A 26,888-nucleotide genomic window follows, 5' to 3' on the forward strand; every position below is an offset into this window, starting at 1 on the left:
TGGACGCTTACCCTTCTCGTGCGCGAGCGACACACCGCACGATGCGGGCGATTTTGTTCATCAGCAAGCCGGTCCGCGACCAGGACATCTTTCCAAAGGCGCTGGCCGTTGGTCAGCCCCTGGTGCTTTGGCGGCGGCATACGCCCCCGCATACGCCACCCGGCGTACAGACGCCGATCAGGGTTCTCCCTAGCATCCAGTTGTCCGCTGTGAACCGCCCGAAACGGGGTTCGGCGGCCAGAGTCACCCCCTCAACTGGATGTTTTTTAGAACCCCTGGAGAAGCGCCATGATGCAACGTCGATTCACCCTCAAAGCCCTGTCTGTGGCTGCCGCCCTGGGCGCTTTTGGCCTGCCGGCCCACGCGCAAAGCACCATCAAGGTCGGTGTGCTGCACAGCCTGTCGGGCACGATGGCCATTTCAGAAACCGTGCTCAAAGATGTGGCCCTGATGGCCATCGACGAGATCAACGCCAAGGGTGGTGTGCTGGGCAAGAAGATCGAGCCCGTGGTGGTGGACCCGGCGTCGAACTGGCCGCTGTTTGCCGAAAAGGCCAAGCAGCTGATCGACCAGGACAAGGTGGCCGCTGTGTTCGGCTGCTGGACGTCGGTGTCGCGCAAGTCGGTACTGCCGGTGTTTGAAGAGAAAAACAACCTGTTGTTCTACCCGGTGCAGTACGAAGGCGAAGAGCTGAGCAAAAACGTGTTTTACACCGGCGCTGCGCCCAACCAGCAGGCCATTCCCGCTGTGGAATACCTGATGAGCAAAGACGGCGGCAGTGCCAAGCGCTGGGTGCTGCTGGGCACCGACTACGTGTACCCCCGCACCACCAACAAGATCTTGCGTGCTTTCCTCAAGAGCAAGGGTGTGGCCGACGCCGACATCATGGAGGAATACACCCCCTTCGGCCATGCCGACTACCAGACCATCATCGCCAACATCAAGAAGTTTGCAGCGGCTGGCAAGAAAGCGGCGGTGGTCTCCACCATCAACGGCGATTCCAACGTGCCGTTCTACAAAGAGCTGGGCAACGCCGGCCTGAGCGCCAAAGACGTGCCGGTGGTGGCCTTCTCGGTGGGTGAAGAAGAGCTGCGCGGTGTGGACACCAAGCCGCTGGTGGGCCACCTGGCCGCCTGGAATTACTTCATGAGCATCAAGAACCCGACCAACGCGGCGTTCATCAAGCAGTGGAGCGACTACGCCAAGGCCAAGAACATCCCCGGCCACAAAGACAAGCCGCTGACCAACGACCCGATGGAAGCCACCTACATCGGCATCCACATGTGGGCGCAAGCAGTCAAGAAAGCCGGTAGCACCGACACCGACAAGGTGATCGCCGCCATGGCCGGCCAGACCTTCAAGGCGCCGGGTGGTTTCACCAGCACCATGGACAAGGAAAACCACCACCTGCACAAGCCGGTGTTCATTGGCGAGGTGAAGGCCGACGGCCAGTTCAACGTGGTGTGGAAGACGCCCGGCCCTGTGGTGGCCGATCCGTGGAGCGACTACATCGCGGAAAACAAGGGCAAGAAAAACGTGCCCATGGTGAAGTGATGTCTGTCTGCGTTTGACTTGTGCGGGCGCAGCCATGGGGCCGCGCCCGCACCTTCACCCGAATGCCCCGGTTATTTTGAAAGACGGCCCCATGCGTGCCTCCCCGAATGTCTGGTTGATGCGAACGCTGTGCGCGCTGTGGCTGCTGTGCAGCCTGCCAGCTCAAGCCCTTGCGCCCGCCGATGCGCTCGCCCTGGTGGCGGGCGACACCGGCGACCGCATCGCCACTCTGAACCGCCTGGCCACCGAGCCCGACGAAAAAGCCACGGCCCTTATCAAGGCCATGGCCGATGAAAACCTGCGTGTAGACGGCGAGCGTGTGCTCATCGTGCAGGGTGATGGCGCGGTAGACGCGGTGACCGGCGAAGTGCTGGTCAGCCTGCCGGAAACCGCCGAAGACGTGATGATCAACAACCGCCTGCGCAGCGCCATGGAAACGGCGCTCGCGGGCATGGACCTGTTTGGTGCGCCGCCAGCGCGCCAGCGCGAGGCCGCCAAGAGCCTGCAGCGCAATGCGTTCGACGAACCCGATGCGGCCCAGCTGCCGCTGATTGACAAAGCGCTGGCCGCTGAGCTGGACCCGCAGGCACGCCAGATGCTGGAGCTGGCGCAGGCCGCCGTGCGGCTGGCCAGCGACGACGAAGCGCAGCGCCTGGCCGCCGCAGAAAAGCTGGGAGAAGCGCGCCAGGCCATCGTGCGCCCGCTGCTGGTGCAGCGTCTGGAAACCGAAGATAGCCCGGCGGTGAAGACGGCGCTGAAGGCTTCGCTGGCTGCGCTGGAGCGCTCGCTGGCCGTCAGCAACGCGCTGGCGCAAGCCTTCACCGGCATCAGCCTGGGCAGCATCTTGCTGCTGGCCGCGCTGGGGCTGGCCATCACCTACGGCCTCATGGGCGTCATCAACATGGCGCACGGCGAGCTGATCATGATTGGCGCTTACGCCACCTGGCTGGTGCAGTCGTTTTTTCGCGAGTCGCTGCCCGGCCTGTTTGACTGGTACCTGCTGGTGGCCATGCCGATCGCGTTCATCACCTCGGCGCTGGTGGGCGCGGCCATGGAGCGCACCGTGATTCGTTTTTTGTATGGCCGCCCGCTGGAAACGCTGCTGGCCACCTGGGGCATTTCGCTGGTGCTGATGCAAGGGGTGCGCACACTGTTTGGCGCGCAGAACGTGGGCGTGGAAAACCCGGGCTGGATGAGCGGCAGCATCACGCTCATGGGCAACCTCACGCTGCCCTGGAACCGCATCATCATCATCGGCTTTGCCGTGTTGGTGCTGGTGGGCGTGACGCTGATGATCACCAAGACCCGGCTGGGTCTGTTCGTGCGCGGCGTCACCCAGAACCGGCCCATTGCGTCGTGCATGGGCGTGAACACCGCGCGCATCGACACCTACGCGTTCGCACTGGGTTCGGGCATTGCGGGCCTGGCGGGCTGCGCGCTGAGCCAGATCGGCAACGTCGGCCCCGACCTCGGCCAGAGCTACATCGTGGATTCGTTCATGGTGGTGGTGCTCGGCGGCGTGGGGCAGATCGCGGGCACGGTGTACGCCGCGCTGGGCCTGGGCATTCTCAACAAGTTCCTTGAAGGCTGGGCCGGCGCGGTGCTGGCCAAAATTGCGGTGCTGGTTTTCATCATCGTCTTCATCCAGAAAAGGCCGCAGGGGATTTTTGCGATGAAAGGCCGCGGTGCGGAAGCCTGAACACCATGACGACACAAGCCATTTCTTCACCCGTCGCCCTGCCGCAAGCCGGCCCCTTGCTCACACGCACCGGCTGGAGCGGCGCATTGGTCGCGCTGCTGGTCGTGTGCGCCGTCGCACCCGCGCTCAACCTGCTGGTCCCAGCCGACAGCGCCTTCCACCTGAGCGACTACATGGTTGGCCTGCTGGGCAAGATCATGTGTTACGCCATCTGCGCGCTGGCCATGGATTTGATCTGGGGCTACACCGGCATCTTGAGCCTGGGTCACGGCCTGTTTTTCGCGCTGGGCGGCTATGTGATGGGCATGTACCTCATGCGCCAGATCGGCACCGACGGCAACTACAAAAGCGAGTTGCCCGACTTCATGGTGTTTCTGGACTGGAAAGAACTGCCGTGGCATTGGGCCTTGTCTGACAGCTTCATCGCCACGCTGCTGCTGATCCTGCTGGTGCCAGGCATCGTGGCCTTCGTGTTCGGTTACTTTGCCTTTCGCTCGCGCATCAAGGGCGTGTATTTTTCTATCATCACGCAGGCGCTCACCTTCGCTGCGCTGCTGCTGTTCTTTCGCAACGAAACCGGTCTGGGTGGCAACAACGGCTTCACCGACTTCAAGCGCATCCTGGGCATGCCGCTGGCCACGCAAAACATGCGCATGACGCTGTTTGTGCTGACCGGGCTCACGCTGCTGGGCTTCTTTCTCTGGGCGCGCTGGCTGGTCAACAGCAAGTTCGGCCGGGTGCTGCAGGCGGTGCGCGACGCTGAAAGCCGCGTCATGTTTTGTGGCTACAACCCGCTGCCCTACAAGCTCACCATCTGGACCATTTCGGCGGTGATGTGCGGTGTGGCCGGCGCGCTGTATGTGCCGCAGGTGGGCATCATCAACCCCGGTGAAATGAGCACTGCCGCCAGCATTGAAATTGCGATCTGGGCCGCTGTGGGCGGGCGCGCCACGCTCATCGGCCCCATCATCGGCGCCTTTATCGTCAACGGGGCCAAGAGCTGGCTCACCGTGAGCTTCCCCGAATACTGGCTGTATTTTTTGGGAGCGCTGTTCATTGTGGTCACGCTCTACATGCCACAGGGTGTGGTGGGGCTGGTTCGCAAACTCAAGGGAGCGCGCGCATGACGCCCGACCTGATGGAAGAAGGCGCGCAGCGCTACGAAAAAGTCGCTGCGTTGGTGGTACCCGGACAGACCGAGTCGGGGGGCCGCAGCGCCGGTTACGGCCGCGTGCACACGCCCGGCGCCGTGGACACCACCCACGGGCGCATCCTGTACCTGGAAGACGTGCATGTGAGCTTTGATGGCTTCAAGGCCATCAACGGCCTGAGCCTGGACATTGCCCCCGGCGAACTGCGCTGCATCATCGGCCCCAACGGCGCCGGCAAGACCACGATGATGGACATCATCACCGGCAAGACCAAGCCCGATTCAGGCCAGGTGTTTTTTGGCAGCACCATTGATTTGCTGCGCTACCGCGAAGCCGAAATTGCCGCGTTAGGCATCGGCCGCAAGTTCCAGAAACCCACGGTGTTCGAGCAACTCAGCGTGTTTGAAAACCTGGAACTGGCGCTGGCCACCGACAAGCGCGTGCGCCACAGCATGGTGTTCAGGCTCACCGGTGAAGAAAAAGACCGCCTGGGCGAGGTGCTGCAAACCATCCATCTGCTGGACAGCGCCGGGCGACAAGCTGGCCTGCTGAGCCACGGCCAGAAGCAATGGCTGGAAATTGGCATGTTGCTGATGCAAGAGCCCAAGCTGCTGTTGCTGGACGAGCCTGTTGCAGGCATGACGGATGAGGAGACTGCGCGCACCGCTGAGCTGTTTTTGTCGCTGAAAGGCAAACACTCTTTGATGGTGGTGGAGCACGACATGAGCTTCATTCGCGCTATTTCTGAGAAGGTGACGGTGTTGTGTGATGGTGCTGTGTTGGCTGAGGGCACCTTGGATGAGGTGCAGGCGGATGAACGGGTGATTGAGGTTTATCTTGGTCGCTGACTGTTTTTCTCCGGCGGCTTGGTTTGGCCGGGTCTCGGCCCGGCGGCCGACTCACTTTCTTTTGCTTCGCCAAAAGAAAGTAAGCAAAGAAAAGGCGAGCCGAAGTCCGGGCCGCTGCGCGGTGCCTTGCGCTGCTCGGTCCGAGCGGGGTCGGGCTGAACTCGCCTTCGGCTCAGACAACGCCCGCCCTGATCCGTTCGCCCCTGCGCTGCTCAGCCCGGCCACACGGCACAGCATGGATGCGGGAGCGGGAGCGGGAGCGGGAACGGGAACGGGCTTCCCCTCCGGCGAGCGTGCCTCTCTCCCTTTCCCTTTGGGAGATCCCAGGGGTGAGGGCAACGCCAGCCCTGCAACCGAAGGCAATGCACCCGCATCTTTCCCCCGCCGTCATGCTCTGGCGAGTAGCGCAGGACTGGGCGGAACAGGGCGGGCGTTGTCTGAGCGAAGCGAGTTCAGCCCGACCCCGCCCGGACCGAGCAACGCAGCGTGCCCGCAGCGCAGCGGAGAGACAGCGCATCCGGCTCGCTTTTCTTTTGCTTACTTTTCTTTGGCGAAGCAAAGAAAAGTGAGTTGGCCGCCGGGCCTAGACCCGGCCAAACCCATTAGCCGGAGAAGACCATGAGCCTCCTCGAAGTCAAAGACGTCAACCAGTACTACGGTGGCAGCCACATCCTGCGCAACGTCAACCTGACGGCCGAACTCGGTAAGGTCACCGTCGTGCTGGGCCGCAACGGCGTGGGCAAAACCACCTTGCTCAAATCGCTCATGGGTCTGGTGCCCATCAAGAGCGGCAGCATCACGCTCGACGGTGTGGCCATCGACAAGGCCACACCGTACGAACGCGCCCGCATGGGCGTGGGCTTTGTGCCGCAGGGGCGCGAGATTTTCGGCCGCCTCACCGTGGAAGAAAACCTGCAGATGGGCCTGGCCTACAAGAAGGGCGGAACCCCCATTCCGGCCGAATTGTTTGAGCTGTTCCCGGTGCTCAAGCAGATGCTGGGCCGCCGTGGTGGCGACCTGTCGGGTGGGCAGCAGCAGCAGTTGGCTATCGCGCGCGCGCTGGCCGCTGGCCCCAAGTTGCTGATCCTGGACGAGCCCACCGAAGGCATTCAGCCCAACATCATCAAAGACATTGGCAAGGTCATCCGCATGCTGGCCGACCGGGGCAACATGGGCATCGTGCTGGTGGAGCAGTACTACGACTTTGCCGAAGCGCTGGCCGACCAGTACGTGGTGATGGAGCGCGGTGAAGTGGTGGCCAGCGGGCCTGGCCGTGAAATGCAGGCCAAAGGCGTGCGCCAGCTGGTGGCTATTTGAAACGCAGCCGCGCGTGCGCAGCTCAGTTCTGCGCGTCGACGGGCGCACCCTGGCGCGACAGCAAGCCCTCGGTTTTCGGGGGCTTGTAGCCGGCTGGCAGGGCCACGCCGGTGGATGAGGCGGCGCCGGTCGTCTGGTCGCCCAGGCCCACGTTCACTTCGGTGGTGCGGTACAGGTCGCGCATGGCCTGCACTTGCTCGGCCAGGGCGGGCTGGTCTTCCATGCGCTCGCCGTGGCGCTGCAGCACCTGAAAGGCGGACTCAATGAGCTTGCCGTTCAGGGTGGCCTGTGCGCTGTCCAGCAGCATCGCCATGGTCTCGCGGGGGTTGCCTTTTAGGCTGTGTGCCATGGCCTGCTCTGACAGCTTGAGCACCTGGGCGTGGGCCGCGCGAATGCGGTTGGCAAACTCGGTGCGGCCCACGGCGGCGCAGGCCAGCAACTCGGCCAGGGCCTTGCTGGTGCAAAAGCGCAGACCCATGGTGTCCACCGCCGCGTCCACCTCGTAGAGTTGTATGGACCGGTTGGCCAGCTCGGTCATCAGCGCCAGCAGGTTGCTGGCGGCTTCGAAGTCGAAGCTGGGCTCGCTGATTGTTTTGGCCATGCGCCGCACGTCTTCCAGCACGCGGGCGGTCTGGTATTCCTGCAGCAGCTGGATGGTTGTCACCACATCCAGCAGGCGCTGCAAGCGCTCGCTGCCCCTCTCGCGGTCGCGCAGCCGGGTCAGTTGTTCGGCGCAACGCAGCAGGCCGCGCTGGTCGTCGTTGGTCAGCCGGGCAAAGGCCAGCAGCACCAGCGCTTGCGGGTCAAAAAGCTTCGAGTCCAGGCCGATGCGGGCCGCGCGGTCCAGTGTCTCAATACCCTTGTCCCGCTCGCCTGCGTAGTAGGCCATCATGCCCTGACGCAGCAAGCGCTTGACGGACGACGGCGTGAGCTTGGCGGCCATGGTGAAGGTGGCCAGTGCGTTGTCAAAGTGGCCTTGCTCAAACTGTGCGCGCCCCATCAGGTCGTAGGCGTCGGCGTAGCCAGGGTCGGCCTGTATCAGGGCTTCCAGCGTGGTGGCGGCGCGCAGGGGGTAGCCGGCGTCCAGCTGGGTGCGGGCCACGCCCAGCCTGGCCCAGGGCAGGGTTCTGGCTTCCACCACCGCTTCGTAGAGCGTCTGGGCTTCGGCCACGCGCCCGGCGCGCAGCAGCAATTCGGCGCCAATGCGCGCGGCATACAGCCAGTAGGGCTGGCGCGACTCAAAGCGCTCCTGGCACAGCTGGGTGGCCCGTTCGTAGTTTTGGGCGTCGATGGCGGTGAAGATGTCTTGCAGGGTGCGCTTGCGCAAGCGGGCCAAAAAAATGCGCTCTGCCAGCGCCGATGCCTTGAAGGGCCGGATCACATAAGCATCCAGCGCCGACTCGGCCGCCTCGGCCACCATGCCGTAGGTGGCTTCGGACGAAATGAGGATGAACACGGTGTAGAACGGCAGCAGGTGGTTGCGCCGCAAGTCGTCCAGCAGGTCCTGACCCGAAATCATTTCGCGCTCGAAATAGTGTTCGCAAAGCACCACGTCAAAGGTGCCGATTTCCAGCTTGCGCCGGGCGTCCGCCAGCCGGGGGCACTGCGCCACCGTGCCCATGCCGAACTGCCGCAACTGGGCCACCAGGGTTGAGCGCGACTGTGGGCTGCCGTCGATCACCAACGCGCGGGCGCCACTGAGGTCGGTGGTGGAGTCGATCATGCGCGTGCGGGTGGAGGGCGGAGTCGGTTGGGTTCCGTGTGGATCCATCCATTTTGCGCACCCCGGGTGCCCACCAAACCCGCAAACAACGGGACAAAGCACCGGCTATTTCGTGCCAGTGCCGCAGAGGCGCTGCCTCAAACGCGCCAGATGCGTGGCGGCGTGCTGGTGAGGCCCCAGGCGGCGGGCCGGAGTTCGGCCCAAACCTGTTGGAACAGCGCCATCAGCGGTTCCACCAGCGGTGCCAAGGCGCGCAGCACCAGCATGTTGGGGTTGGGGCAGGTCGCGCCAGCCTGCACCTGGGCCGGTGCGGTGGCGAGCACGCTGCGCACCACGTCCAGCAACTGTTCTCGGCGCTCGCGGGTGAGGGCGGTGCCGCAGGCCAGCCACATGGTGCCCAGGCACCGTTGGCCGTTCAGGCCCACAGGGGCATTGAGCAGGCGGGTGTCGCTGGCGTCCAGCTGGGCTTGTTCCAGCCACAGGCCGAGAATCTCCAGGCGTTGGCTGAAGCGGCCGGCATCAAACGGCTGGCCCGCGCTGGGCAAGCCGAGCGCGGTGACGTCCCAGCCCAGCCACTCGGCCCCTGCGCCCAGGGTGGCTTGCACGGTGTTTTGTGCCAGGCAGCCGGGGTAGGCAATGGCTTCCAGCGGCAGCCATTCCAGGCGGGCGCCGGCCTCCAGTGCAAGGTGTACCTGCTGCGTGGCCACGGCGCTGTCGGAGGCATAAAACCGGGTAGCGCCGGGGGTGCTCACCAGCGCGTGGGCGCCGGCCTCAACACGCAACGAGACATCCAGTACATCGCCTCCCACCAGCCCGCCCGGCGGGTGAATGATGACGTTGTGGCAAATGGCATCGCCCTCGGGGTACAGGCATTTCAGGATGCGCAGCGGGCCGTTGTGCTGGTGGTGCAGCACGGTGCGCTGGGCTTCGAGGCGGTAGTGGAGTTGGAGTTGGGCGTGCCAGGGCATAGGGTGCTCAGCGAGAAGCCCAAAAGCCTTGGTGCGGCGCCATCAGCTCGGCTTCCAGCGCCAGTACCGGTCCCACCACGTCGATGGCTTTCTGCCCCCGCGCCAGCACCTCACGGCACGGCAGCGACAGCGTGGGGTTCTCGTCGTGGCTGCCCGTGAGCGCCAGCAAGGCGGCTTCGCTGGCGCCATACACAATGCGCCCGATGTTGGCCCAGTACACCGTGCCGGTGCACATGGCACACGGTTCAAACGTGGTGACCAACGTGCAGCGCGCCAGGTAGGCCCCGGGCCAGTTGTCGGCCGCTGTGCGCGCCAGCGTGGACTCGGCGTGGTTCACCGTGTTGATGTTGCCCTGCTCAGCCAGCACCGTCTCGCCATCGGGCGCCACCAGCAAAGCCCCGAACGGGTGCCGACCCATGCTCGCAGCACGCACCGCCACCTCGTTGGCTCGCCGCAGATGGCGTAAAACTTGTTCGTGGTTCATGTGGCAAGCAGGCGCAGTGACTTGAGGGGGAACAGACCAGGGGCACCGCGGCACCGGCATGGCAGGGCCGCCAGTGCCGTCCCCTTTCAGGAGGACGCGCCGTCAGGCGCGCAGGGGTTCAGTTTTGACTCCCGCGGTGCGCCCAGCCCGTGGTGTGTTTTTCCACCAGGCTGAACAGCTCGTACATGGCCATGGCCATGGCGCCCACAACCAGCAAACCGCTGAAGGCCAGGCCCATTTGCATGGAACTGCCGGCCGAAATCAGCAGGTAGCCAATGCCTTCGTTGGACGCGGTCATTTCAGACACCGTGGTGCCCACAAACGCCAGCGTGATGGCCACCTTGAGCGAGCCGAAGAAGTAGGGCATGGAACGCGGCAGGCCGACCTTGGTCAGCACGTCCCAGCGCTTCGCGCCCAGCACGCGCAACACGTCTTCCAGCTCGGGCTCCAGCGTGGCCAGGCCGGTGGCAATGTTCACCATGATGGGGAAGAAGCTGATGAGAAAAGCCGTCAAGATGGCCGGGCCCACGCCAATGCCGAACCACACCACCAGGATGGGCACAAACGCGGCTTTGGGCAGCGCGTTGAACGCCGTCATGAGCGGGTACACCGCCGCGTAGGCCAGGCGCGAACTGCCAATGAGAAAGCCCAGCAGCACGCCCACCACAATGGCAATGCCAAAGCCCGCCATCGTCACCCAGTAGGTGCGCCAGGCGTGGCCCAGGATGGTGGTTTTGTGCTCCAGCGTCTGTTCCCAGATGCGTGACGGGCTGGGGAAGATGAATTCCGAAACACCAAATCCGCGGGTGATGATTTCCCAGATCACGACGATCGCTATCAACAGCAGAAAGGGCGACCAGCGCTCGACTTGTTTTTTGTTCATGATTGCTCTGCCTTACTGGTTGATCGCTGCGCCGGCTTTTCGCATGGCTCCAATGTGTCCTCTGAGCTCATGGACGATGTCGGTGAAATGCGGCGTGTAGGTCACTTCCAGGTCGCGGGTGCGCGGAATGTCGATCTCGCGCTTCACCACAAAACGCCCTGGGCTGCGGCTCATGCAATACACCGTGTCGGCCAGAAACACGCTTTCGCGCAAGTCGTGCGTGACCAGAATCACATTGAAGCGCTGCGCTTCCCACAGATCGCGCAGCGTGCACCACAGCTCTTCGCGGGTGAACGCGTCGAGTGCGCCAAACGGCTCGTCCAGCAGCAGCATCTTGGGCTCGTGGATCAGCGCGCGGCAAATGCTGGCGCGCTGCTGCATGCCGCCCGAGAGTTCCCAGGGAAACTTCTTTTCCATGCCGCCCAGCCCCACGCTGGCGAGCAGCTTTTTGGCGCGCTCTTCAAATTCCTTGCGCCGGTCTTTGAACTGGCTGCGGAAGGGTTCGACGATTTCCAGCGGCAGCAACACGTTGTCCAGCGTGGTGCGCCAGGGCAGCAGCGAAGGTGCCTGAAAAGCCATGCCCGAAATTTTCAGCGGACCCGTTACCGGCTGGCCGTCGATGGTGATCTTGCCCATGCTCGGCATCTTCAGCCCGGTGGTGAGCTTCATGAAGGTGGACTTGCCGCAGCCCGAAGGCCCCACGATGGCAATGAACTCGCCCTGTTTGACCTTGAGGTTGATGTCTTCAACCGCAAAGTTGTTTTTGGCCAGCAGTTCGTCGTTGTAGGCCAGCCAGACCTGGTCGAAGTCGACAAAAGGCTTGTTGCTGGCGTCTGGCGTGGTGGGTGTGTCGTGCATGGAAAAGGTCCTGAAAAAAGGCCAGCTCCCACCGTAGGGCAGCTGGCCCAGGCCAGAAGAAATGTGCGTTCCCAGCGTTATTTTTTTGCGGGCGGCAACACGTTGAGCTCAGCCGCCGACGGCAGCATGGAGCCGTCCCAGATCGCGGCTGGGTTGATACGCGTCTTGGTGGCGTAGGCGTCAGACACCTGCGAGGCCATCAGCGACAGGCGACCGGGGTTGACTTGACCGAAGCCTTCCTTGCGCGCGTCGGGGCTGGCCACCACGGAGTCAATGGCCAGCTGCAGGCGGCGGGTTTCCAGGGCCACGTTGATGATGCCGTCGCGTGCCTTCACCGTTTCGATGCCCGCCACCGGGTTCAGCATCACTTCTTTGGCGCCTTTGGCAAAGGCGCTCAGGAAAGCTTTCACCGCGGCTGGGTTTTCCTTGATCAGCTTGGGGCTGGCGATGATGGCGTTGCCGTACAGCTTCACGCCGTAGTCGGCGTAGGGCAAGATCACCACGTCTTCGGCCTTGATGCCACGCGCTTCCAGGTTCAGCAGCGAGGTGAACGAAAAGCCGGTGATGGCGTCGATGTCGCCGCGCACCAGCATGGTTTCGCGCAGCGGTGGGTCCATGGAGGTCCAGGCCACGTTGCTGACGTTGTTCGACTTCTGGAAAATGGGGAACGCTTTGCGGCCCGCGTCAAACACCGGTGCGCCCAGCTTCTTGCCGCTCAGGTCGGCCGGCTTGGTGATGCCGCTCTTCTTCAAGGCCAGCACAGCGGCGGGCGTGTTGTTGTAGACCATCATCACGGCCACCGGCTTGTTGGGTGCGTCCGGGTTGTTGGCGTGAAACTCCATCAGCGCGGCCATGTCGGCAAAGCCCAGGTCGTAGGTGCCTGACGCCACGCGTGTCACCGTGCCGCCCGAGCCGTTGCCCGAGTCAATGGTCACGTCCAGCCCGGCAGCCTTGAAGTAACCCTTGGCCGCAGGCTGCAGGAACAGGGCCGCTGGGCCCTCAAAACGCCAGTCGAGCTGAAACTTCAAGGCGGTTTGCGCGTGGGCACCACCAAAAGCGGCGGCGGCGGCCAGGGCGGCGGTGGTTTGCAAGAAGTGGCGCTTGTTCATAGAGTCTCCAGTGGGCTGAGTGGGGAGGGTGTGCCGGAGTGGCGGTTTCGAGGGTACAAAAACACAGCAATATCGGTGCCAGCTTTTCCTTTGCGCCGGTGTTGGCTGCGGTGCACGCTTTCAGTTTGAGCACAGAATGTGTATACACATTGTTCTTCGGCGCTCCCTGGTCGTCATCATGGCTAACCCTAGATGGTGCGTTGGATTGGTTGGATGCACCAATAAGGTGCAATCGGCGCACCACGCTGCGCAGGCATGCACCACGCACAAAAAGGCCCACGCGGGGTGGGGTGCAAAAAAACAGGCCCCATCGGGGCCTGCTTGTCGCGCCAGATGGTGGCCGCTCAGTGTGCGTCGGCTTGCTTGGCGGCTTCAACCGCAGCCGATGCGTCGCCCTTGCCGCCGTTGAAATACAGGTTGAGCAGCACGGCGCTGATGGACGCCAGCAAGATGCCCGACTCGATCAGCGGGTGAATGGCGTGTGGCATCCACTGCAGGTATTTGGGTGCAATCAGCGGAATCATGCCCATGCCGATGGAGATGGCCACGATGAACAGGTTGTTGCGGTTGCCCTTGTAGTCCACGCCGGCCAGGATGCGAATGCCGGTGGCGGCCACCATGCCAAACATCACCAGCCCCGCGCCGCCCAGCACAAACGTGGGCAGCGACTCGACCAGCGCCGCCATCTTGGGCAGCAAGCCCAGCACGATCAGGATCACGCCGCCGGCCACACAGACGAAGCGGCTCTTCACGCCGGTCACCCCGACCAGACCCACGTTTTGCGAGAAGCTGGTGTAGGGGAAGGTGTTGAAGATTCCGCCGATCAGCGTGCCCAGGCCATCGGTGCGCAGGCCGGCGGTCAACATTTTCTGGTCGATCTTTTTGCCGGTCAGGTCGCCCAGCGCGAGGAACATGCCGGTGGACTCGATCATCACCACGATCATCACCAGGGTCATGGTCAAGATCAGGATGGGGTCAAAGATGGGGGCCGCGATCTCGAACGGCAGCACCAGGTCAAACCAGCCGGCCTTGGCCACTTTGTCGAAATTCATCAGACCCGCCGCAGTGGCCACCACGCCGCCCACGATGATGCCCAGCAACACCGAGATGTTGGCAATGAAGCCCTTGGCGTACTTGGCGATGAGCAGGATGGACGCCAGCACGATGGCGGCAATGCCGATGTGCGACAGCTGGGCGTATTTGGGGTTGGGCACCGTGCCCACAATGTTCATGCCCTGGGGCACCGGTGGCACCGCGCCACTGGCCGATGCCTGCTTGGCGGCTTCCAGCCAGGCCAGGTGCTCTGGGCTGGGAATGCTGGGGGCGGTGGGGCCGAAGGGGTTGCCGAAGATCCAATTGATACCCACCCGCATGAGGCTGATACCAATGACCGCAATGATGGTGCCGGTGACCACCGGCGGGAAGAACCGCAGCATGCGGCTGACGATGGGTGCAATGAGTATCGAGATCACCCCCGCACCGATGATGGCGCCGAAGATGAGGCCCGCGCCTTGTGTGCCGGGGTTGTTGTTGGCCATGGCCACCATGGGGGCCACGGACGCAAACGTCACGCCCATCATCACGGGCAGCTTGATGCCGAACCACTGCGTGGCGCCGAGCGACTGGATCAGCGTGACGATGCCACAGCAAAACAGGTCGGCCGAAATCAGCATGGCCACCTGCTCGGGGCTGAGCTTGAGCGCGCGGCCCACGATCAGCGGCACCGCAACGGCGCCCGCATACATCACCAGCACATGCTGCAGGCCCAGGGCCGTGAGCTTGCCTGTTGGCAGAACCTCGTCCACGGGATGAACGGTTGTTGTCATGGGAAATCTCCTCAAGCGACGAAGCGAATGGATGGGCAGTGTTTGCCGGTAGCCGCGCAGGTTGCCGCAGCTTCGTGTGCAAAACTGTATACACATTATGTGTACGATTGAATGCGGTGCGCATAGGGAGAAACCCGGCAACGGCCCGATTTTGTTGGCCGGTGCGGGTAGCAAAAAGGCGAAAAAAAGGGACGCCGCAGCGTCCCTTGTGGTGCGAGTCTGAAGCGACTCAACGCAGCGCGTTCGCAGCGGCCAGTGCCGTCATGTTCAGCACGCGGCGCACCGTGGCCGCAGGTGTGAGGATGTAGGCGGTGGCGGCCGCGCCCATCAGCACCGGGCCTACCGTCACGCCGCCGCTGGTGGTGGTCTTGAGCACGTTGTACAAAATATTGGCCGAGTCCAGGTTGGGGCAGATCAGCAGGTTGGCCGAGCCGCTGAGCGTGGTTTCGGCCAGGTAGCTGCTGCGAATCTCTTCCTCCAGCGCAGCGTCGCCATGCAGTTCGCCGTCGCATTCAATTTCCGGGTGCTGGGCGGCAAACATGTCGCGGGCAGAGCGCATTTTTTTGGCCGACGCGCGCTTGCTCGACCCGTAGCTGGAGTGCGACAAAAACGCCACCTTGGGCGGCAGCCCGAAGCGCTGCACTTCCTGCGCGGCCATCCAGGCAATTTCGGCCAGCTGCTCGGCGCTGGGGTCTTCGTTCACATAGGTGTCGGCGATGAACAGGGCGCCGCGGTCGGTCATGAGTGCGTTCACGGCGGCGTAGTTGTTCACACCCGCCTTCTTGCCCAAGATGCTGTCGATGCGCTCCAGGTGCGTCATGTAGCTGCCCACCAGGCCGCAGATGAGCGCGTCGGCCTCGCCCAGCGACACCATGAGCGAGCCGATGATGGTGTTGGAGCGGCGTACAGCGGCCTTGGCCACCTCGGGCGTGGCGCCGTTGCGGCCCATGAGCTTGTGGTAGTGCTCCCAATACTGGCGAAAGCGTGGGTCGTCTTCGGGGTTCACGTTTTCCACGTCCACCCCCAGGCGCATGCGCAGGCCAGCCTTTTCAATGCGCGCGGCAATCACCGACGGGCGGCCGATCAAGATCGGGCGGGCCACCTGCTCGTCGATCGCCATTTGTGCCGCACGCAGCGCGCGCTCGTCCTCACCGTCGGCATACGCTACGCGTTTGCTGGCGGGCGGCACGGCCTTGGCGGCGTTGAAGATCGGCTGCATCAAGATGCCGGTCTGGTACACAAAACGCGACAGCGTTTGCTTGTACGCATCCATGTCGGTGATGGGGCGCGTGGCCACGCCCGAGTCGGCTGCAGCCTGCGCCACGGCGGGTGCAATGCGCAGAATCAGGCGCGAGTCAAACGGCTTGGGAATCAAATAGTCCGGGCCAAACACCAGGTCTTGCCCGGCGTAGGCGCTGGCCACCTCGTCGCTGGTTTCGCTCTTGGCCAGGTCGGCAATCTGGCGCACGCAGGCCAGCTTCATTTCTTCCGTGATCTTGGTGGCGCCGCAGTCCAGGGCACCCCGGAAGATGTACGGAAAGCACAGCACATTGTTGACCTGGTTCGGGTAGTCGCTGCGGCCAGTGGCAATGATGCAGTCGGGCCGCACCGCCTTGGCCAGCTCGGGCCGAATCTCGGGCTCGGGGTTGGCCAGCGCCAAAATAATGGGCTTGGGCGCCATGGTTTTCACCATCTCCGCCGTCATCACGCCAGGGGCCGAGCAGCCCAGGAACACGTCGGCACCGTTCACCGCGTCGGCCAGCGTGCGCTTGTCGGTTTGCTGGGCGTAGCGGGCTTTGGACTCGTCGTAACCACCGGGGCGGCCCTCGTAAATCACGCCCTTGGAATCGCACACAAAAATGTTGGCCGGTGCCATGCCCAGGCCCACCATCACATCCAGGCAAGCCAGGGCTGCGGCGCCTGCGCCCGACACGGCCAGCTTCACCTCGCTAATCGGCTTGTTCACCAACTCCAGGCCGTTCAGCAGGGCCGCCGCTGAAATGATGGCGGTGCCGTGCTGGTCGTCGTGGAACACCGGAATACCCATGCGCTCACGCAGCTTCTTCTCAATGTAGAAGCACTCGGGCGCCTTGATGTCTTCCAGGTTGATCCCGCCCAGCGTGGGTTCCAGCGCGGCAATGATCTCCACCAGCTTGTCCGGGTCGCGCTCGTCGAGCTCAATGTCGAACACGTCAATGCCCGCAAACTTCTTGAACAGGCAGCCCTTGCCCTCCATCACCGGCTTGCTCGCCAGCGGGCCAATGTCGCCCAGCCCCAGCACCGCTGTGCCGTTGGTGATCACGCCCACCAGGTTGCCCCGGCTGGTGTATTCGGCTGCCAGCGTCGGGTCTTTTTCAATGGCCAGGCAGGGGTAAGCCACCCCCGGCGAATAGGCCAGCGACAGGTCGCGCTGGTTGGACAGCGGCTTGGTCGGGTTGACAGAAATCTTGCCCTTGTTGGGCGAGCGGTGGTAGTCAAGCGCGGCATCGCGCAAAGCTTGTTCGGCGGGTGTCATGTTGTGTCTCCTTGGGGAATTCATTTTGACACGGCACCAACGCCGCCGAGCCTTGCACAGGCCCATCCGGCAGTGGCAGCGCGTGGGCTTTGCGTCTGCCGATCAGGCGGGGTTCAGCAAGTCCAACAGCGTGCGCGCCACCACCTTGGTCGCCCGCCGCAGGTCTTGCAGGTCCAGGTTTTCGTCGGCGCGTTTGGCGTTGGACTCGCGCACCGTGCGCGGGCCGGCGCCGTAGATCACGCCGGGAATGCCGTGTTCGCCGTAAATGCGCACATCGGTGTACAGCGGTGTGCCCACGGCCGGAATGGTTTCGCCAAACACCGCGTGGCCGTGCTTCTGGATCGCCTCGACCAGCGGCTTGTTGCCGGGCAGCGGCTTCAGGGCGCGGGCCAGCAAGATGCGTTTGACCTCCACGTTGATGGCGCTGCCACCACGGGGTGGACGGAAGCTGGCGGCGGCCTCTGCAATGGTTTGGCGCAGGCTGGCTTCCACTTCGGCTGGGTCTTCCTCCGGGATCATGCGGCGGTCCACCTTGAGCACCACTTTGCCGGGGATCACGTTGGTGTTGGTGCCACCGCTGATCTGGCCCACGTTGAGGTAGGGGTGGGTGATGCCTTCGACATTGGATGTCACCTTCAGGTAGTCGGCATTGAGCGCATACAGCGCGTTCAAGATGTGCACCGCGCCCTGCAGCGCGTCGGTGCCGCTGTCGGGAATGGCCGCGTGGGCCATGTCGCCGTGCACCGTCACTTCCAGTTGCAGGCAGCCGTTGTGCGCCACCACCACCTGGTAGCTGAAGCCGGCCGCGATCATCAGGTCGGGCTTGGTCAGGCCCTTTTTCAGCAGCCAGTCGGGGCCCACTTCGCCGCCGTACTCCTCGTCGTAAGTCACGTGCAGTTCGACCCCGCCTTGGAGTGGCGCCCCCAGCGATTCGAGCGCCCGAATGGCGAAGGTGAAGTTGGCAATGTCGCACTTGCTCACCGCTGTGGCGCGGCCGTAGATCTTGCCGTCCACGATCTCGCCGCCGTAGGGGTCGTGGGTCCAGCCCTCACCGGGCGGCACCACGTCGCCGTGCGCGTTCAAGGCAATGGTTTTGCCGGGGCCGTAGGGGCGGCGCACGATCAGGTTGGTGATGGTTTCCAGCCCGGCGGCTTTCACGTCGGCCTCGGGCACGGCGTGCTTCTCGGCGGTCAGGCCCATGGCGCCCAACAGCTCGGCCGTGCGCTCGGCGTGCGGTGCGTTGTTGCCGGGCGGCGTGTCGGTGGGCACGCGCACCAGTTCCTGCAAAAACGCCACTTCTTCGTCAAAGTGCGCGTCAATCCATTGGTCGAGTTGTTCGTAGGTGGTGGTCATGGTGTGGCGGGTGGGTGGTGGTTGGAAGGGGTTTTGCCAGGCTCGGCCCGAACGGTGAAAAGAGGCTCAGTGGCCGGCGGCGAGTTGTTCCAGCAGGTGCGAGAAAGCCCGCACGCACAGTTCCATGTCCTCGCTGGTGGTGGCTTCCAGCGGGTTGTGGCTGATGCCGCTGTTGAGGCCGCGCACAAACAGCATGGCTTGCGGCATCACCTCGTGCAGTTTCATGGCGTCGTGGCCGGCACCGCTGGGCATGCGGTGCAGCGGTACGCCCAGCGCGCTCACGGCGGCTTCCCAGCGGACTTGCCAGGCCGGGGCGCTGGGTGCGGCGGCAGCGCGCATGGTTTCCTCGCGGCTGTGGCGCACGCCTCGGCGCTCGCAAATGGCGTCCAGTTGCGCCAGGATATCGCGCTCCAGTGCGTCGCGTTGCGCGTTGCTGGGCGCACGCAGGTCCAGCGAAAACAGGCAACGGCCAGGCACCACGTTGATGGAGCCACCGGGCACCTGCAACATGCCCACCGTGGCCACCGAGTCGCCATCGGTTCCGGCGCGTTGCTCGGCGTACAGGGCCAACTCGGCCACGGCGCAGGCGGCGTCGCGGCGGCGGTCCATGGGGGTGGTGCCGGCGTGGCAGGCCATGCCCACCACCTCGCACTGGTAGCGCACGCTGGCGTTGATGGAGGTCACCACCCCCAGCGGCAGGTCCAGCTCGTTGAGCACCGGGCCCTGTTCAATGTGCACTTCAACAAAGCCGAGGTATCGGGCCGGGTCGCGCTGCAGTGCGCCAATGGCTTCCAGCGTGCCCGGCAGGCCGGCGTGTTGCATGGCGGCGCGCATGGTGGTGCCGTCGGCATCTTGCTGGTCGAGCCAGGCGGGGTTGAAGTGCCCGGTGAGCGCGCCCGATCCCAGGAACGTGGCTTTGTAGCGCTGGCCTTCCTCTTCGGCAAAACCCACCACTTCGATGGCAAACGGCAGGCGCCGCCCAGCCCGGTGCAGCTGTTGCACGCAGGCCATGGGTACAAAAATGCCCAGCCGTCCATCGTATTTGCCGCCGTTGCGCACGGTGTCAAAGTGGCTGCCCGTGAGCAGGGCGGGTGCATCGGGTGCTGTGCCGTGGTAGCGGCCCACCACATTGCCCACCGCGTCAATGTGCACCTCGTCAAACCCGCAAGCCACCATGCCGCGCTGCAGCTCGGCGGCGCAGGCGCGGTGCGCGTCGGTCAGGTAGGTCACGGTCAACTGGCCGTTTTCTGCAAACCCTGGGTCGCTGTGGCGCGCCAGGTCTTCGTGCCAGTCCCACACCTGGTTGCCCAGCGCGGGCTCCAGGCCCAGCTTGTCGTTCAACCGAATCTCGGCAATGCGGTGGATGTTGCGCAGGCACTCGGCGCGCTCAAAGTCCACCGGGTTGTGCAGGCGGCGTTCAAAGGTGCTGATGATGTCGCGCTTGCTCAAGCCCGTGCCGCGCGGCCCGCGCACCGCCAGGATGAACGGGAAGCCGAAGCGGGCGTTGTAGTCGGCGTTGAGCTGCTGGATGTGTGCAAATTCTTCGGGCGTGCAGTTCGTCAGGCCCGCCTTGGTCTGCTCGTTGGTGGACTCGGCCGTCAGCGTGTTGCTCACCATGGCCTTGCCCGCCAGCTCCGGGTGGGCGCGAATGAGCGCCAGCTGTGGCTCGGTGCCCGCTGCGTTCAGCACCCGCACCATGGCGTGTTTCAGCGCGGCGGGCGAGGCGAAAGGCCGCTGCAGCAGCGCCTGTTCGGCAATCCAGGGCGAATGCTCGTACAGGCCGTCCAGCATGTGCGCGGCGTCGGCCGGTGCAGCGGTATTGATTTGGTCCAGGGTGATGGGCATGGCGCGTGTTCGGTTTGAAGGTGGGTAAATTCAGAGACTGACCGGGTGGGTGGCTGTCCAATGCCGCGCAATGTCCAGGCGGCGCGCCACCCACACCTGGTCGTGTGCCTGTATGTGGTCCAGAAAACGCTGCAGCGCGGTGATGCGGCCCGGGCGCCCCAGCAGGCGGCAGTGCATGCCCACACTCATCATCTTGGGGCGGTCCAGCCCGTTCGGGTCGCCCTCGGCGTACAGCGCGTCAAACGTGTCTTTCAGGTACTGAAAGAACGGGCCGGCGTGCGAATAGCCCTGGGGCAGCGCAAAGCGCATGTCGTTGCAGTCCAGCGTGTAGGGCACGATCAGCTGGTGTGCGTCGCTGCCATCGGTCTTGCGCACTTTCATCCAGAACGGCAGGTCGTCGCCGTAGTAGTCGCTGTCGTATTCAAAGCCGCCAAAGTCGGCCACCAGGCGGCGCGTGTTGGGGCTGTCGCGCCCGGTGTACCAGCCCAGGGCACGCTCACCCGTCAGGCGCTCAATGATGGCCATGGCCTCGGCCATGTGGGCGCGCTCGGTGGCCTCGTCGATGTTTTGGTAATGGATCCACTTCAGGCCGTGGCAGGCGATGTCAAAGCCCAGCGCTCGAAAGGCGGCCGTCACGTCGGCATGCTTTTCCAGCGCGCTGGCCACGCCAAACACCGTGAGCGGCAGGCCGCGCTTTTCAAACTCGCGCAAGATACGCCATACCCCCGCCCGTGAGCCGTATTCGTAAATGCCTTCCATGCTGATGTGGCGGTCAGCAAAGGCCGGCGGGTTGAACATCTCGGACAAAAACTGCTCCGAACCCGCGTCGCCATGCAACACCGAGTTTTCGCCGCCTTCTTCGTAGTTCAGCACAAACTGCACCGCCACGCGGGCACCTCCCGGCCAGCGCGCATGCGGTGCGTCGCGGCCGTAGCCCATCAGGTCGCGGGGGTAGGGGGCGGTAGCGTCGTAAATGGTCATGGGCAATACAACAGGTGACGGACGAGGAGGGGTGTTGACCGGGAACACCGCGGAACTGGCTTTTCCAGGCCGCGGGTGTTGCCCCTTGAGGGGCGCAGCGGCTACGCGAAGCGAGCAAGCGATGGGGGTTTTCTATGACAAGGCCATGGAAATGTCGTTGGTGGGCACCTTGCGGTCAAAGGTCAGGTTTTCTTCCACATGCATCAGGTGCTCGTTCATCAGCCGCACGGCCAGCGCCTCGTCCTTGGCGGCCAGCGCCTTCACAATGTCGGCGTGCTCTTCGTTGGAATGCTCGGCCGCGTGCGCGCTCTGGTACATGAGCGTGATGAGGGCGCAGCGCGAGATCAGCTCTCGCAGCAACTCCGCCAGCACCTGGTTGCCCATCAGCTCGGCCATGCGCACATGAAAGTCGCCCAGCAGCTCGGTGCGCCCGGGCACGTCCTGGTTGGTCACGGCCAGCTTTTCTTGCGCCACATGCTCGCGCAGCGCCTTGATCTTGCTGGGCGTTACCACCAGCACAAAAGCCCGCGTCATTTCGGCTTCCAGCATGCGGCGCACCGCAAACACCTGCTTGGCCTCTTCTACCGACGGCGCCGCCACAAAAGCGCCCCGTGCCGGCTCCAGGCGGATCAACCGGTTTTGCGACAGCTGAAACAGCGCCTGTCGCACCAGCGTGCGCGACACACCAAAATGGTCGGCCAGTTTCTGCTCGGCCAGTTTGGTGCCTGGGTGCAACCGGTGTTCCACGATGGCGCGGGTCAGCGACTCAACAATGTGGTGCGTGCTGGACGTGGTGCTGGGCGCATTGTTTGAGGTTTCCATGGATTCATCATATCCAGAAAAACAAAAAGTGTATACACTTTCGGTCGACTATCCACTTTTGAAAGAACCCCATGGGATTGAGTACACACGTTCTGGACACCATGCACGGCTGCCCTGCGGCGGGCATGGCGGTTGAGCTCTACACCACCGAAGGCGATGCGGCCACGCTGGTGAAGCGCTTCACACTCAACAGCGACGGCCGCAACCCAGACGGTCCGCTGTACGACAACGCCAGCTTGAAAGCCGGCACCTACCGCCTGGTGTTTGACGTGAAAGGCTATTTCGCCAGCCGCGGCGTAACCCTACCCGAACCCAACTTTTTGAATCGCGTGGCACTCGACTTTGGTGTGGCCCACACCCACGAGCACTACCATGTGCCCTTGCTGGTCAGTCCGTGGAGCTATTCCACTTACCGGGGCAGCTGAGCTTTTTGTTTTCCCCGCGCCGCTTCGCGTCACCCCTGAGGGGCGATGCAAGTGGCCCGGCAAAGCCGGTTCCACCGCATCCTGGGTGGGGCCCGTTGCACCGGATCGGCGTTGGAAGAACCCTCACCCCAAACCTCACCCCAACCCGCCCACAAGCGGTCGAGAAATAGGGCACAGAGGGCGCTGGTCCATACGAAAAAGCCCGCTTGTCAGCGGGCTTTTTGCATGGGGTGGCTGGAGCGTTCAGCGCAGGCGTTGGCCCTCGGTGAGGGTGTCCAGCTGGAAATTGCCGCTCTTGTCCCACAGCCACACGTCGGTGTAGGTCACCGCGCCCAGGCGCACCGGCGCTGGAAACGGCGCCGCTGCATGCACCGTGCGCTCAATCTCGCGCATCACGTCGGGTGCGTGCGAGGGCGCGCGCATCCAGTTGAGTTTGCGCACGTTGCCCCGGCCGTCCAGGTCCACCTGCAACACGCCCACCGCGTGCATCAGTGGTGGCAACTGGCCCTTGTGGATGCGGTGGCCGTTGTGCTTGTAGATGTGCTTCGCGCCGTCCTGGCGGTAGTCGCGGGCCGTAGAGGCGTGCGAAATCAGCGAGGGGGCGGGCACCACCGCTGCGGGCGGCGGTGGTGCGGGCGCGGGTGCCGGCGGGGGAGGTGGCGCGGGCGCTGGTGCGGGTGGCAGCGGCGTGGCGCAAGCCGCCAACAGGGCCGCCGTTGCAACGCCCAGCCAAGCCCAGCGCTGGCTGCGGGGTGGGGTCTGAATGTGGGGTGCGCTGGCCAAAGCCGGTTGAGGAGCGGGGGGCATGTCTCTCATGGGGTGTCCCTTTGTTGCGCTGCAAAGGCCCCAGGTCAGATGCTTTGGGGCGGCCATATCGATAACCGAATCGAGTGTATTGTGATTCCTGAAACCCCATTCGCAAAGCCGCCCCGATACTGGTCGCTCTTACCGCGTTTACGTTTTTACACACATTTCTTGGCGTCTTTGCCACACCCAACCCCTCCATCCGTCCCATGGCGCACTCCTTGAACGCGTTTCTGGCCCAGCTGCACCGCGAGCCTGCGGTGCTGGTGATGGTGCAGCACACCCAGGGCTCGGTGCCGCGCGAAGAGGGCGCGTGGATGGCCGTGTTTGCCCACGCAACCGTTGGCACCATCGGCGGTGGTCATCTTGAATGGGACGCGCTGCGCCAAGCCCGCAAGCACCTGGCTGAAGCGTCCAGCGCCCGCGTGCCCTGGACGCAGCGCACCGTGCTGGGCCCCCGGCTTGGCCAGTGCTGCGGTGGCGCGCTCGAACTGCGGTTTGAACCCGTTGGCGCTGCGGATGCGGACCGGCTACGTGAACAGCTGCAACCGCGCCTCGCTGCGCTGGCCCTGTTTGGTGGCGGGCACGTGGGGCATGCCATCGTGAAGGCACTGGCACCGCTGCCGTTTGCCGTGCACTGGGTCGACAGCCGCGACGACGTGTTTGCCCCTGACACACCGCCCCAGGTGAGCACCGAGCATTCCGACCCCGTGCACGCCGCCGTGCGCCACCTGGCGCCCGGCTCGCGGGTGCTGGTCATGAGCTTTTCGCACGCCGAAGACCTGGACGTGGTGGCCGCCTGCCTGCAGCGCCAGCGCGAGCGCGGCGACCTGCCGTTTGTGGGCCTCATTGGCAGCCGCACCAAATGGGCCACTTTTGGCCACCGCTTGCAGGCGCGCGGCTTTACCCAAGCAGAGCTGGCCCACGTCACATGCCCCATTGGCTTGCCCGGCATCACCGACAAAGCGCCCGCCGTCATCGCCGCGTCTGTGGTGGCGCAGTTGTTGCTTCACACCGCCGCAGGGCCCGTTTGAGCGGTGGGGTGCCAGCGCAGGCCTATTCGGGTTTGCCCGGTGTCAAGTGTTTGCAGAAATTGTATACACTTTGGCCATACTGGTCGCAGCGGAGCGGGTGTGTTGCCACACACTCAATCGCGGCCCTCAGCCGACTCAGAGCGCCCGCGGTGGTGAGTCGCAAACCCTGACGGGCTTCCCGTTGTGTTGAGGTGCCATGGAAACATATCTGCTGGATTGGGCCAACCTGCTGCTGCGCTGGTTGCACGTCATCGTCGCCATCGCCTGGATCGGCTCTTCGTTCTACTTCGTCTTCCTCGACAGCAGCCTCACGCCGCCTGAAGACGAACAACTCAAAAAAGACGGTGTCAGCGGCGAGCTTTGGGCCGTACACGGCGGCGGCTTCTACCACCCCGTCAAATTCGCGGGCGCCCCGCCCAAGCTGCCCGGTCACCTGCACTGGTTTTACTGGGAAAGCTATTCCACCTGGCTCTCCGGCTTTGCGCTGTTCTTCATCTCCTACCTCTGGAGCCCCAGCGTCTATTTGATCGACCCCAACGTCATGGCCTGGAGCCCTGCCGGCGCCATTGCTGCCGCGCTCGCCTTTTTGGTGGTGTTCTGGCTCTTGTACGACGCCATTTGCCGCACCCTGGGCCAAAGCAAAAACGGTGACGCCAAGGTGGGCGCACTGGTGCTGGTGCTGGTGTGCATAGCCGCCTACGCTGCCACACAAATGTTTGCCGGGCGCGCCGCCTTCCTCATTGTGGGCGCCATGATCGCCACCGCCATGAGCGCCAACGTGTTCTTCTGGATCATCCCCGGCCAGCGCACCGTGGTGGCCGACATCAAGGCCGGCCGCCCGGTGGACCCCATTCACGGCAAGCGCGGCAAACAGCGCAGCGTGCACAACACCTACTTCACGCTGCCCGTGCTGTTCTCCATGCTGAGCAACCACTACAGCTTCACCTACAGCCACGAACACAACTGGGCCATCCTCATTGGCATGATGTTCGCCGGCGCCGCCATTCGCCAGTTTTTTGTGCTGCGCCACGGCTTCAAGCTCGGCCGCAACAGCCACCCCTGGCCTTATGCGGCGGTGGGTGTGTTCGTGTTGCTGGCGCTCATCGTGTGGCTGCGGCCCGCCCCCGTGCAAGCCGTGGCCGTGCCCGACACCGTGAGCTACGCCCAGCTCAAGCCCATCATTGAACAGCGCTGCGTCATGTGCCACGGCGAGGCGCTTGCGTCCAAAAACGTGCGGCTCGACTCCCCCGAGGCCGTGAAACAACACGCCCAGACCGTGTACCAACAAGTCGTGGTCACCAAGCTCATGCCCATGAACAACGCCACCGGCCTCACCGAGGAAGAGCGCGCCCTGTTTGCGCAGTGGTTCAAGGGCGGCGCGAAGGTGGATTGAACCCCACCCGGGGAGCCCTAGGGGCATGGCCCATTGACCAGGCGCCGTTTGCCTCTTCTCCCACTTCCTCAGCCTTTAGCGGCCGAGGGTCGGGGGGAGGGGGCTTTCAAGCTTCACAGGGCCAGAACTACACGCCCCCAATCCAGAAGTCACAACCCCCCGCTCACCCCCGGTAGCCGTTCGGGTTGCCGCTCTGCCAGCGCCAGGCGTCTGCACACATCTCGGCCAGCGTGTGGCGTGCTTCCCAGCCCAGCAGCTGCTTGGCCAGTGTCGCGTTTGCATAGCACTGCGCCACGTCGCCCGCGCGGCGCGGGGCAAACGCATAGGGCACCGGGCGCCCGCTGGCGGCTTCAAACGCCTTCACCACCTCCAGCACGCTGTTGCCCCGGCCCGTGCCCAGGTTCACCGTGAAGCTTTGGCCCTGGCCCAGCAGCGCCTGCAGCGCCGCCACATGGCCAGCGGCCAGGTCTTGCACATGGATGTAGTCGCGCACCCCGGTGCCGTCGGGCGTGGCGTAATCGTTGCCGTACACGTTCAGGCTCGGCCGCTGGCCCACCGCCACCTGCGCCACATAGGGCATGAGGTTGTTGGGTATGCCGGCCGGGTCTTCGCCGATGAGCCCGCTGGGGTGTGCGCCCACCGGGTTGAAATAGCGCAACACCCCCACCCGCCACACCGGGCTGGCCGTGCGCAGCGCCGTCAGCATGTCTTCAATCACCAGCTTGCTGTGGCCATACGGGTTGGTGTGGCTGCGCGGAAAGTCTTCCGTAATGGGCACCGAAGCCGGGTCGCCATACACCGTGGCGCTGCTTGAAAAAACCAGCGTGGGCGCGGCCGGCGCTGTGCCGTCGGCGTGCACCGCCGCCATGGCGCGCAGCAAGCTCACCGCGCCGCCTATGTTGTTGTGAAAGTACTTCAGCGGCTGCGCCACGCTTTCGCCCACCGCCTTGTCACCCGCAAAGTGCACCACGCCCAGTGGCTGATGGCGGCGCAGCACCGCTTCTACCCAAGGCGTGTCCAGCACGTCGCCGCGCTCCAGCAGCACCGGCTGGCCGGTAATGCGCTCCAGCCGCTCCAGCACCGCAGGGTGGCTGTTGGCAAAGTTGTCCAAAATGACGGGCTCAAACCCCGCCGCGCGCAGCGCCACAAACGTGTGGCTGCCAATGTAGCCGGCACCGCCGGTAAGCAAAATTTTCATGGAGATTGTTTGGGGTTGGGCTTTTTGGGTGGCTAGGAGCGTGCCCTTCGACAGGCTCAGGGCGAACGGAAATGAAGACTTCTCAGGGCTGGATCTTT

Annotated in this window: 22 protein-coding genes; 8 read left to right on the forward strand and 14 right to left on the reverse strand. The window is 64.1% G+C overall.

Features of this window, described 5'->3' with window-relative positions:
* Positions 1 to 291 precede the first annotated feature (291 nt).
* The 5 genes from urtA to urtE all read left to right on the forward strand — a co-directional run bounded on the left by urtA (position 292) and on the right by urtE (position 6,569).
* Entirely contained in the window at positions 292 to 1,554 is a 1,263-nt protein-coding gene (gene urtA, locus ACTG4K_RS09735) for an urea ABC transporter substrate-binding protein (RefSeq protein ID WP_439114038.1), read from the forward strand.
* Positions 1,555 to 1,645: 91 nt separating this feature from the next.
* On the forward strand, positions 1,646 to 3,253 hold the full coding sequence (gene urtB, locus ACTG4K_RS09740; RefSeq protein WP_439113993.1) for an urea ABC transporter permease subunit UrtB: 1,608 nt from the start codon (positions 1,646 to 1,648) through the stop codon (positions 3,251 to 3,253).
* Positions 3,254 to 3,258: 5 nt separating this feature from the next.
* Entirely contained in the window at positions 3,259 to 4,380 is a 1,122-nt protein-coding gene (urtC, locus tag ACTG4K_RS09745) for an urea ABC transporter permease subunit UrtC (protein ID WP_439113994.1), read from the forward strand.
* Positions 4,377 to 5,252, forward strand: coding sequence for an urea ABC transporter ATP-binding protein UrtD (urtD, locus tag ACTG4K_RS09750; protein WP_439113995.1), 876 nt, complete (start codon positions 4,377 to 4,379; stop codon positions 5,250 to 5,252). The genes urtC and urtD overlap by 4 nt, the downstream gene beginning before the upstream one ends.
* A 618-nt stretch (positions 5,253 to 5,870) precedes the next feature.
* A complete protein-coding gene (urtE, locus tag ACTG4K_RS09755; protein ID WP_439113996.1) occupies positions 5,871 to 6,569 on the forward strand; it encodes an urea ABC transporter ATP-binding subunit UrtE in 699 nt (232 codons plus the stop codon).
* A 22-nt stretch (positions 6,570 to 6,591) separates the two neighbouring features.
* On the opposite strand, the gene ACTG4K_RS09760 is transcribed toward urtE, so the two are convergent.
* The 12 genes from ACTG4K_RS09760 to ACTG4K_RS09815 all read right to left on the reverse strand — a co-directional run bounded on the left by ACTG4K_RS09760 (position 6,592) and on the right by ACTG4K_RS09815 (position 21,936).
* Entirely contained in the window at positions 6,592 to 8,292 is a 1,701-nt protein-coding gene (locus ACTG4K_RS09760) for a response regulator (protein WP_439113997.1), read from the reverse strand.
* A 137-nt stretch (positions 8,293 to 8,429) separates the two neighbouring features.
* Complete coding sequence (locus tag ACTG4K_RS09765; protein ID WP_439113998.1) at positions 8,430 to 9,260, reverse strand: urease accessory protein UreD; 831 nt, start codon at positions 9,258 to 9,260, stop codon at positions 8,430 to 8,432.
* A 7-nt stretch (positions 9,261 to 9,267) separates the two neighbouring features.
* Complete coding sequence (locus ACTG4K_RS09770) at positions 9,268 to 9,744, reverse strand: nucleoside deaminase (protein ID WP_439113999.1); 477 nt, start codon at positions 9,742 to 9,744, stop codon at positions 9,268 to 9,270.
* A 118-nt stretch (positions 9,745 to 9,862) separates the two neighbouring features.
* Positions 9,863 to 10,627: an ABC transporter permease gene (locus tag ACTG4K_RS09775; RefSeq protein WP_439114000.1), complete on the reverse strand. Its 765-nt coding sequence runs from the start codon at positions 10,625 to 10,627 to the stop codon at positions 9,863 to 9,865.
* A 12-nt stretch (positions 10,628 to 10,639) separates the two neighbouring features.
* Positions 10,640 to 11,485: an ABC transporter ATP-binding protein gene (locus tag ACTG4K_RS09780; protein ID WP_439114001.1), complete on the reverse strand. Its 846-nt coding sequence runs from the start codon at positions 11,483 to 11,485 to the stop codon at positions 10,640 to 10,642.
* Between the two features lie 77 nt (positions 11,486 to 11,562).
* On the reverse strand, positions 11,563 to 12,594 hold the full coding sequence (locus ACTG4K_RS09785; protein WP_439114002.1) for an ABC transporter substrate-binding protein: 1,032 nt from the start codon (positions 12,592 to 12,594) through the stop codon (positions 11,563 to 11,565).
* 344 nt (positions 12,595 to 12,938) lie between these two features.
* Positions 12,939 to 14,420, reverse strand: coding sequence for a nucleobase:cation symporter-2 family protein (locus ACTG4K_RS09790; protein ID WP_439114003.1), 1,482 nt, complete (start codon positions 14,418 to 14,420; stop codon positions 12,939 to 12,941).
* Positions 14,421 to 14,649: 229 nt separating this feature from the next.
* Positions 14,650 to 16,935, reverse strand: coding sequence for an NADP-dependent malic enzyme (locus ACTG4K_RS09795; protein ID WP_439114004.1), 2,286 nt, complete (start codon positions 16,933 to 16,935; stop codon positions 14,650 to 14,652).
* Positions 16,936 to 17,037: 102 nt separating this feature from the next.
* A complete protein-coding gene (locus ACTG4K_RS09800) occupies positions 17,038 to 18,288 on the reverse strand; it encodes a M20 family metallopeptidase (protein WP_439114005.1) in 1,251 nt (416 codons plus the stop codon).
* A 66-nt stretch (positions 18,289 to 18,354) separates the two neighbouring features.
* Complete coding sequence (gene uraD, locus ACTG4K_RS09805; RefSeq protein ID WP_439114006.1) at positions 18,355 to 20,133, reverse strand: 2-oxo-4-hydroxy-4-carboxy-5-ureidoimidazoline decarboxylase; 1,779 nt, start codon at positions 20,131 to 20,133, stop codon at positions 18,355 to 18,357.
* Between the two features lie 30 nt (positions 20,134 to 20,163).
* The gene (gene puuE / locus ACTG4K_RS09810; RefSeq protein ID WP_439114007.1) at positions 20,164 to 21,114 is read right to left on the reverse strand and encodes an allantoinase PuuE; all 951 of its coding nucleotides are present in this window, start codon (positions 21,112 to 21,114) and stop codon (positions 20,164 to 20,166) included.
* Between the two features lie 132 nt (positions 21,115 to 21,246).
* Positions 21,247 to 21,936, reverse strand: coding sequence for a GntR family transcriptional regulator (locus ACTG4K_RS09815; RefSeq protein WP_439114008.1), 690 nt, complete (start codon positions 21,934 to 21,936; stop codon positions 21,247 to 21,249).
* 71 nt (positions 21,937 to 22,007) lie between these two features.
* Here ACTG4K_RS09815 and uraH point away from each other — a divergent pair, with 71 nt between their 5' ends.
* On the forward strand, positions 22,008 to 22,361 hold the full coding sequence (uraH, locus tag ACTG4K_RS09820; RefSeq protein ID WP_439114009.1) for a hydroxyisourate hydrolase: 354 nt from the start codon (positions 22,008 to 22,010) through the stop codon (positions 22,359 to 22,361).
* Between the two features lie 243 nt (positions 22,362 to 22,604).
* Here uraH and ACTG4K_RS09825 read toward each other — a convergent pair whose 3' ends face one another.
* Complete coding sequence (locus ACTG4K_RS09825) at positions 22,605 to 23,168, reverse strand: hypothetical protein (RefSeq protein WP_439114039.1); 564 nt, start codon at positions 23,166 to 23,168, stop codon at positions 22,605 to 22,607.
* Positions 23,169 to 23,374: 206 nt separating this feature from the next.
* Between ACTG4K_RS09825 and xdhC the strand changes: the two genes are divergently transcribed.
* Complete coding sequence (gene xdhC, locus ACTG4K_RS09830) at positions 23,375 to 24,199, forward strand: xanthine dehydrogenase accessory protein XdhC (RefSeq protein ID WP_439114010.1); 825 nt, start codon at positions 23,375 to 23,377, stop codon at positions 24,197 to 24,199.
* 196 nt (positions 24,200 to 24,395) lie between these two features.
* On the forward strand, positions 24,396 to 25,592 hold the full coding sequence (locus ACTG4K_RS09835) for a urate hydroxylase PuuD (protein WP_439114011.1): 1,197 nt from the start codon (positions 24,396 to 24,398) through the stop codon (positions 25,590 to 25,592).
* Between the two features lie 163 nt (positions 25,593 to 25,755).
* Here the strand turns inward: ACTG4K_RS09835 and galE are convergent, their stop codons facing one another.
* On the reverse strand, positions 25,756 to 26,790 hold the full coding sequence (gene galE / locus ACTG4K_RS09840; RefSeq protein WP_439114012.1) for a UDP-glucose 4-epimerase GalE: 1,035 nt from the start codon (positions 26,788 to 26,790) through the stop codon (positions 25,756 to 25,758).
* Between the last annotated feature and the right edge of the window lie 98 nt (positions 26,791 to 26,888).

The organism is Hydrogenophaga sp. (genome assembly GCF_965657535.1).
Classification (GTDB): Bacteria; Pseudomonadota; Gammaproteobacteria; order Burkholderiales; family Burkholderiaceae_C; genus Hydrogenophaga.

Coding starts and splice junctions, on each gene's coding strand:
- ACTG4K_RS09835 (WP_439114011.1), top strand. CDS start 24,396: ATGGAAACATATCTGCTGGATTGGGCCAACCTGCTGCTGCGCTGGTTG.
- ACTG4K_RS09780 (WP_439114001.1), bottom strand. CDS start 11,485: ATGCACGACACACCCACCACGCCAGACGCCAGCAACAAGCCTTTTGTC.
- ACTG4K_RS09775 (WP_439114000.1), bottom strand. CDS start 10,627: ATGAACAAAAAACAAGTCGAGCGCTGGTCGCCCTTTCTGCTGTTGATA.
- ACTG4K_RS09795 (WP_439114004.1), bottom strand. CDS start 16,935: ATGACACCCGCCGAACAAGCTTTGCGCGATGCCGCGCTTGACTACCAC.
- puuE (WP_439114007.1), bottom strand. CDS start 21,114: ATGACCATTTACGACGCTACCGCCCCCTACCCCCGCGACCTGATGGGC.
- uraD (WP_439114006.1), bottom strand. CDS start 20,133: ATGCCCATCACCCTGGACCAAATCAATACCGCTGCACCGGCCGACGCC.
- ACTG4K_RS09790 (WP_439114003.1), bottom strand. CDS start 14,420: ATGACAACAACCGTTCATCCCGTGGACGAGGTTCTGCCAACAGGCAAG.
- uraH (WP_439114009.1), top strand. CDS start 22,008: ATGGGATTGAGTACACACGTTCTGGACACCATGCACGGCTGCCCTGCG.
- galE (WP_439114012.1), bottom strand. CDS start 26,790: ATGAAAATTTTGCTTACCGGCGGTGCCGGCTACATTGGCAGCCACACG.
- urtC (WP_439113994.1), top strand. CDS start 3,259: ATGACGACACAAGCCATTTCTTCACCCGTCGCCCTGCCGCAAGCCGGC.
- urtB (WP_439113993.1), top strand. CDS start 1,646: ATGCGTGCCTCCCCGAATGTCTGGTTGATGCGAACGCTGTGCGCGCTG.
- ACTG4K_RS09770 (WP_439113999.1), bottom strand. CDS start 9,744: ATGAACCACGAACAAGTTTTACGCCATCTGCGGCGAGCCAACGAGGTG.
- ACTG4K_RS09765 (WP_439113998.1), bottom strand. CDS start 9,260: ATGCCCTGGCACGCCCAACTCCAACTCCACTACCGCCTCGAAGCCCAG.
- ACTG4K_RS09825 (WP_439114039.1), bottom strand. CDS start 23,168: ATGCCCCCCGCTCCTCAACCGGCTTTGGCCAGCGCACCCCACATTCAG.
- ACTG4K_RS09815 (WP_439114008.1), bottom strand. CDS start 21,936: ATGGAAACCTCAAACAATGCGCCCAGCACCACGTCCAGCACGCACCAC.
- xdhC (WP_439114010.1), top strand. CDS start 23,375: ATGGCGCACTCCTTGAACGCGTTTCTGGCCCAGCTGCACCGCGAGCCT.
- ACTG4K_RS09785 (WP_439114002.1), bottom strand. CDS start 12,594: ATGAACAAGCGCCACTTCTTGCAAACCACCGCCGCCCTGGCCGCCGCC.
- urtD (WP_439113995.1), top strand. CDS start 4,377: ATGACGCCCGACCTGATGGAAGAAGGCGCGCAGCGCTACGAAAAAGTC.
- urtE (WP_439113996.1), top strand. CDS start 5,871: ATGAGCCTCCTCGAAGTCAAAGACGTCAACCAGTACTACGGTGGCAGC.
- urtA (WP_439114038.1), top strand. CDS start 292: ATGCAACGTCGATTCACCCTCAAAGCCCTGTCTGTGGCTGCCGCCCTG.
- ACTG4K_RS09800 (WP_439114005.1), bottom strand. CDS start 18,288: ATGACCACCACCTACGAACAACTCGACCAATGGATTGACGCGCACTTT.
- ACTG4K_RS09760 (WP_439113997.1), bottom strand. CDS start 8,292: ATGATCGACTCCACCACCGACCTCAGTGGCGCCCGCGCGTTGGTGATC.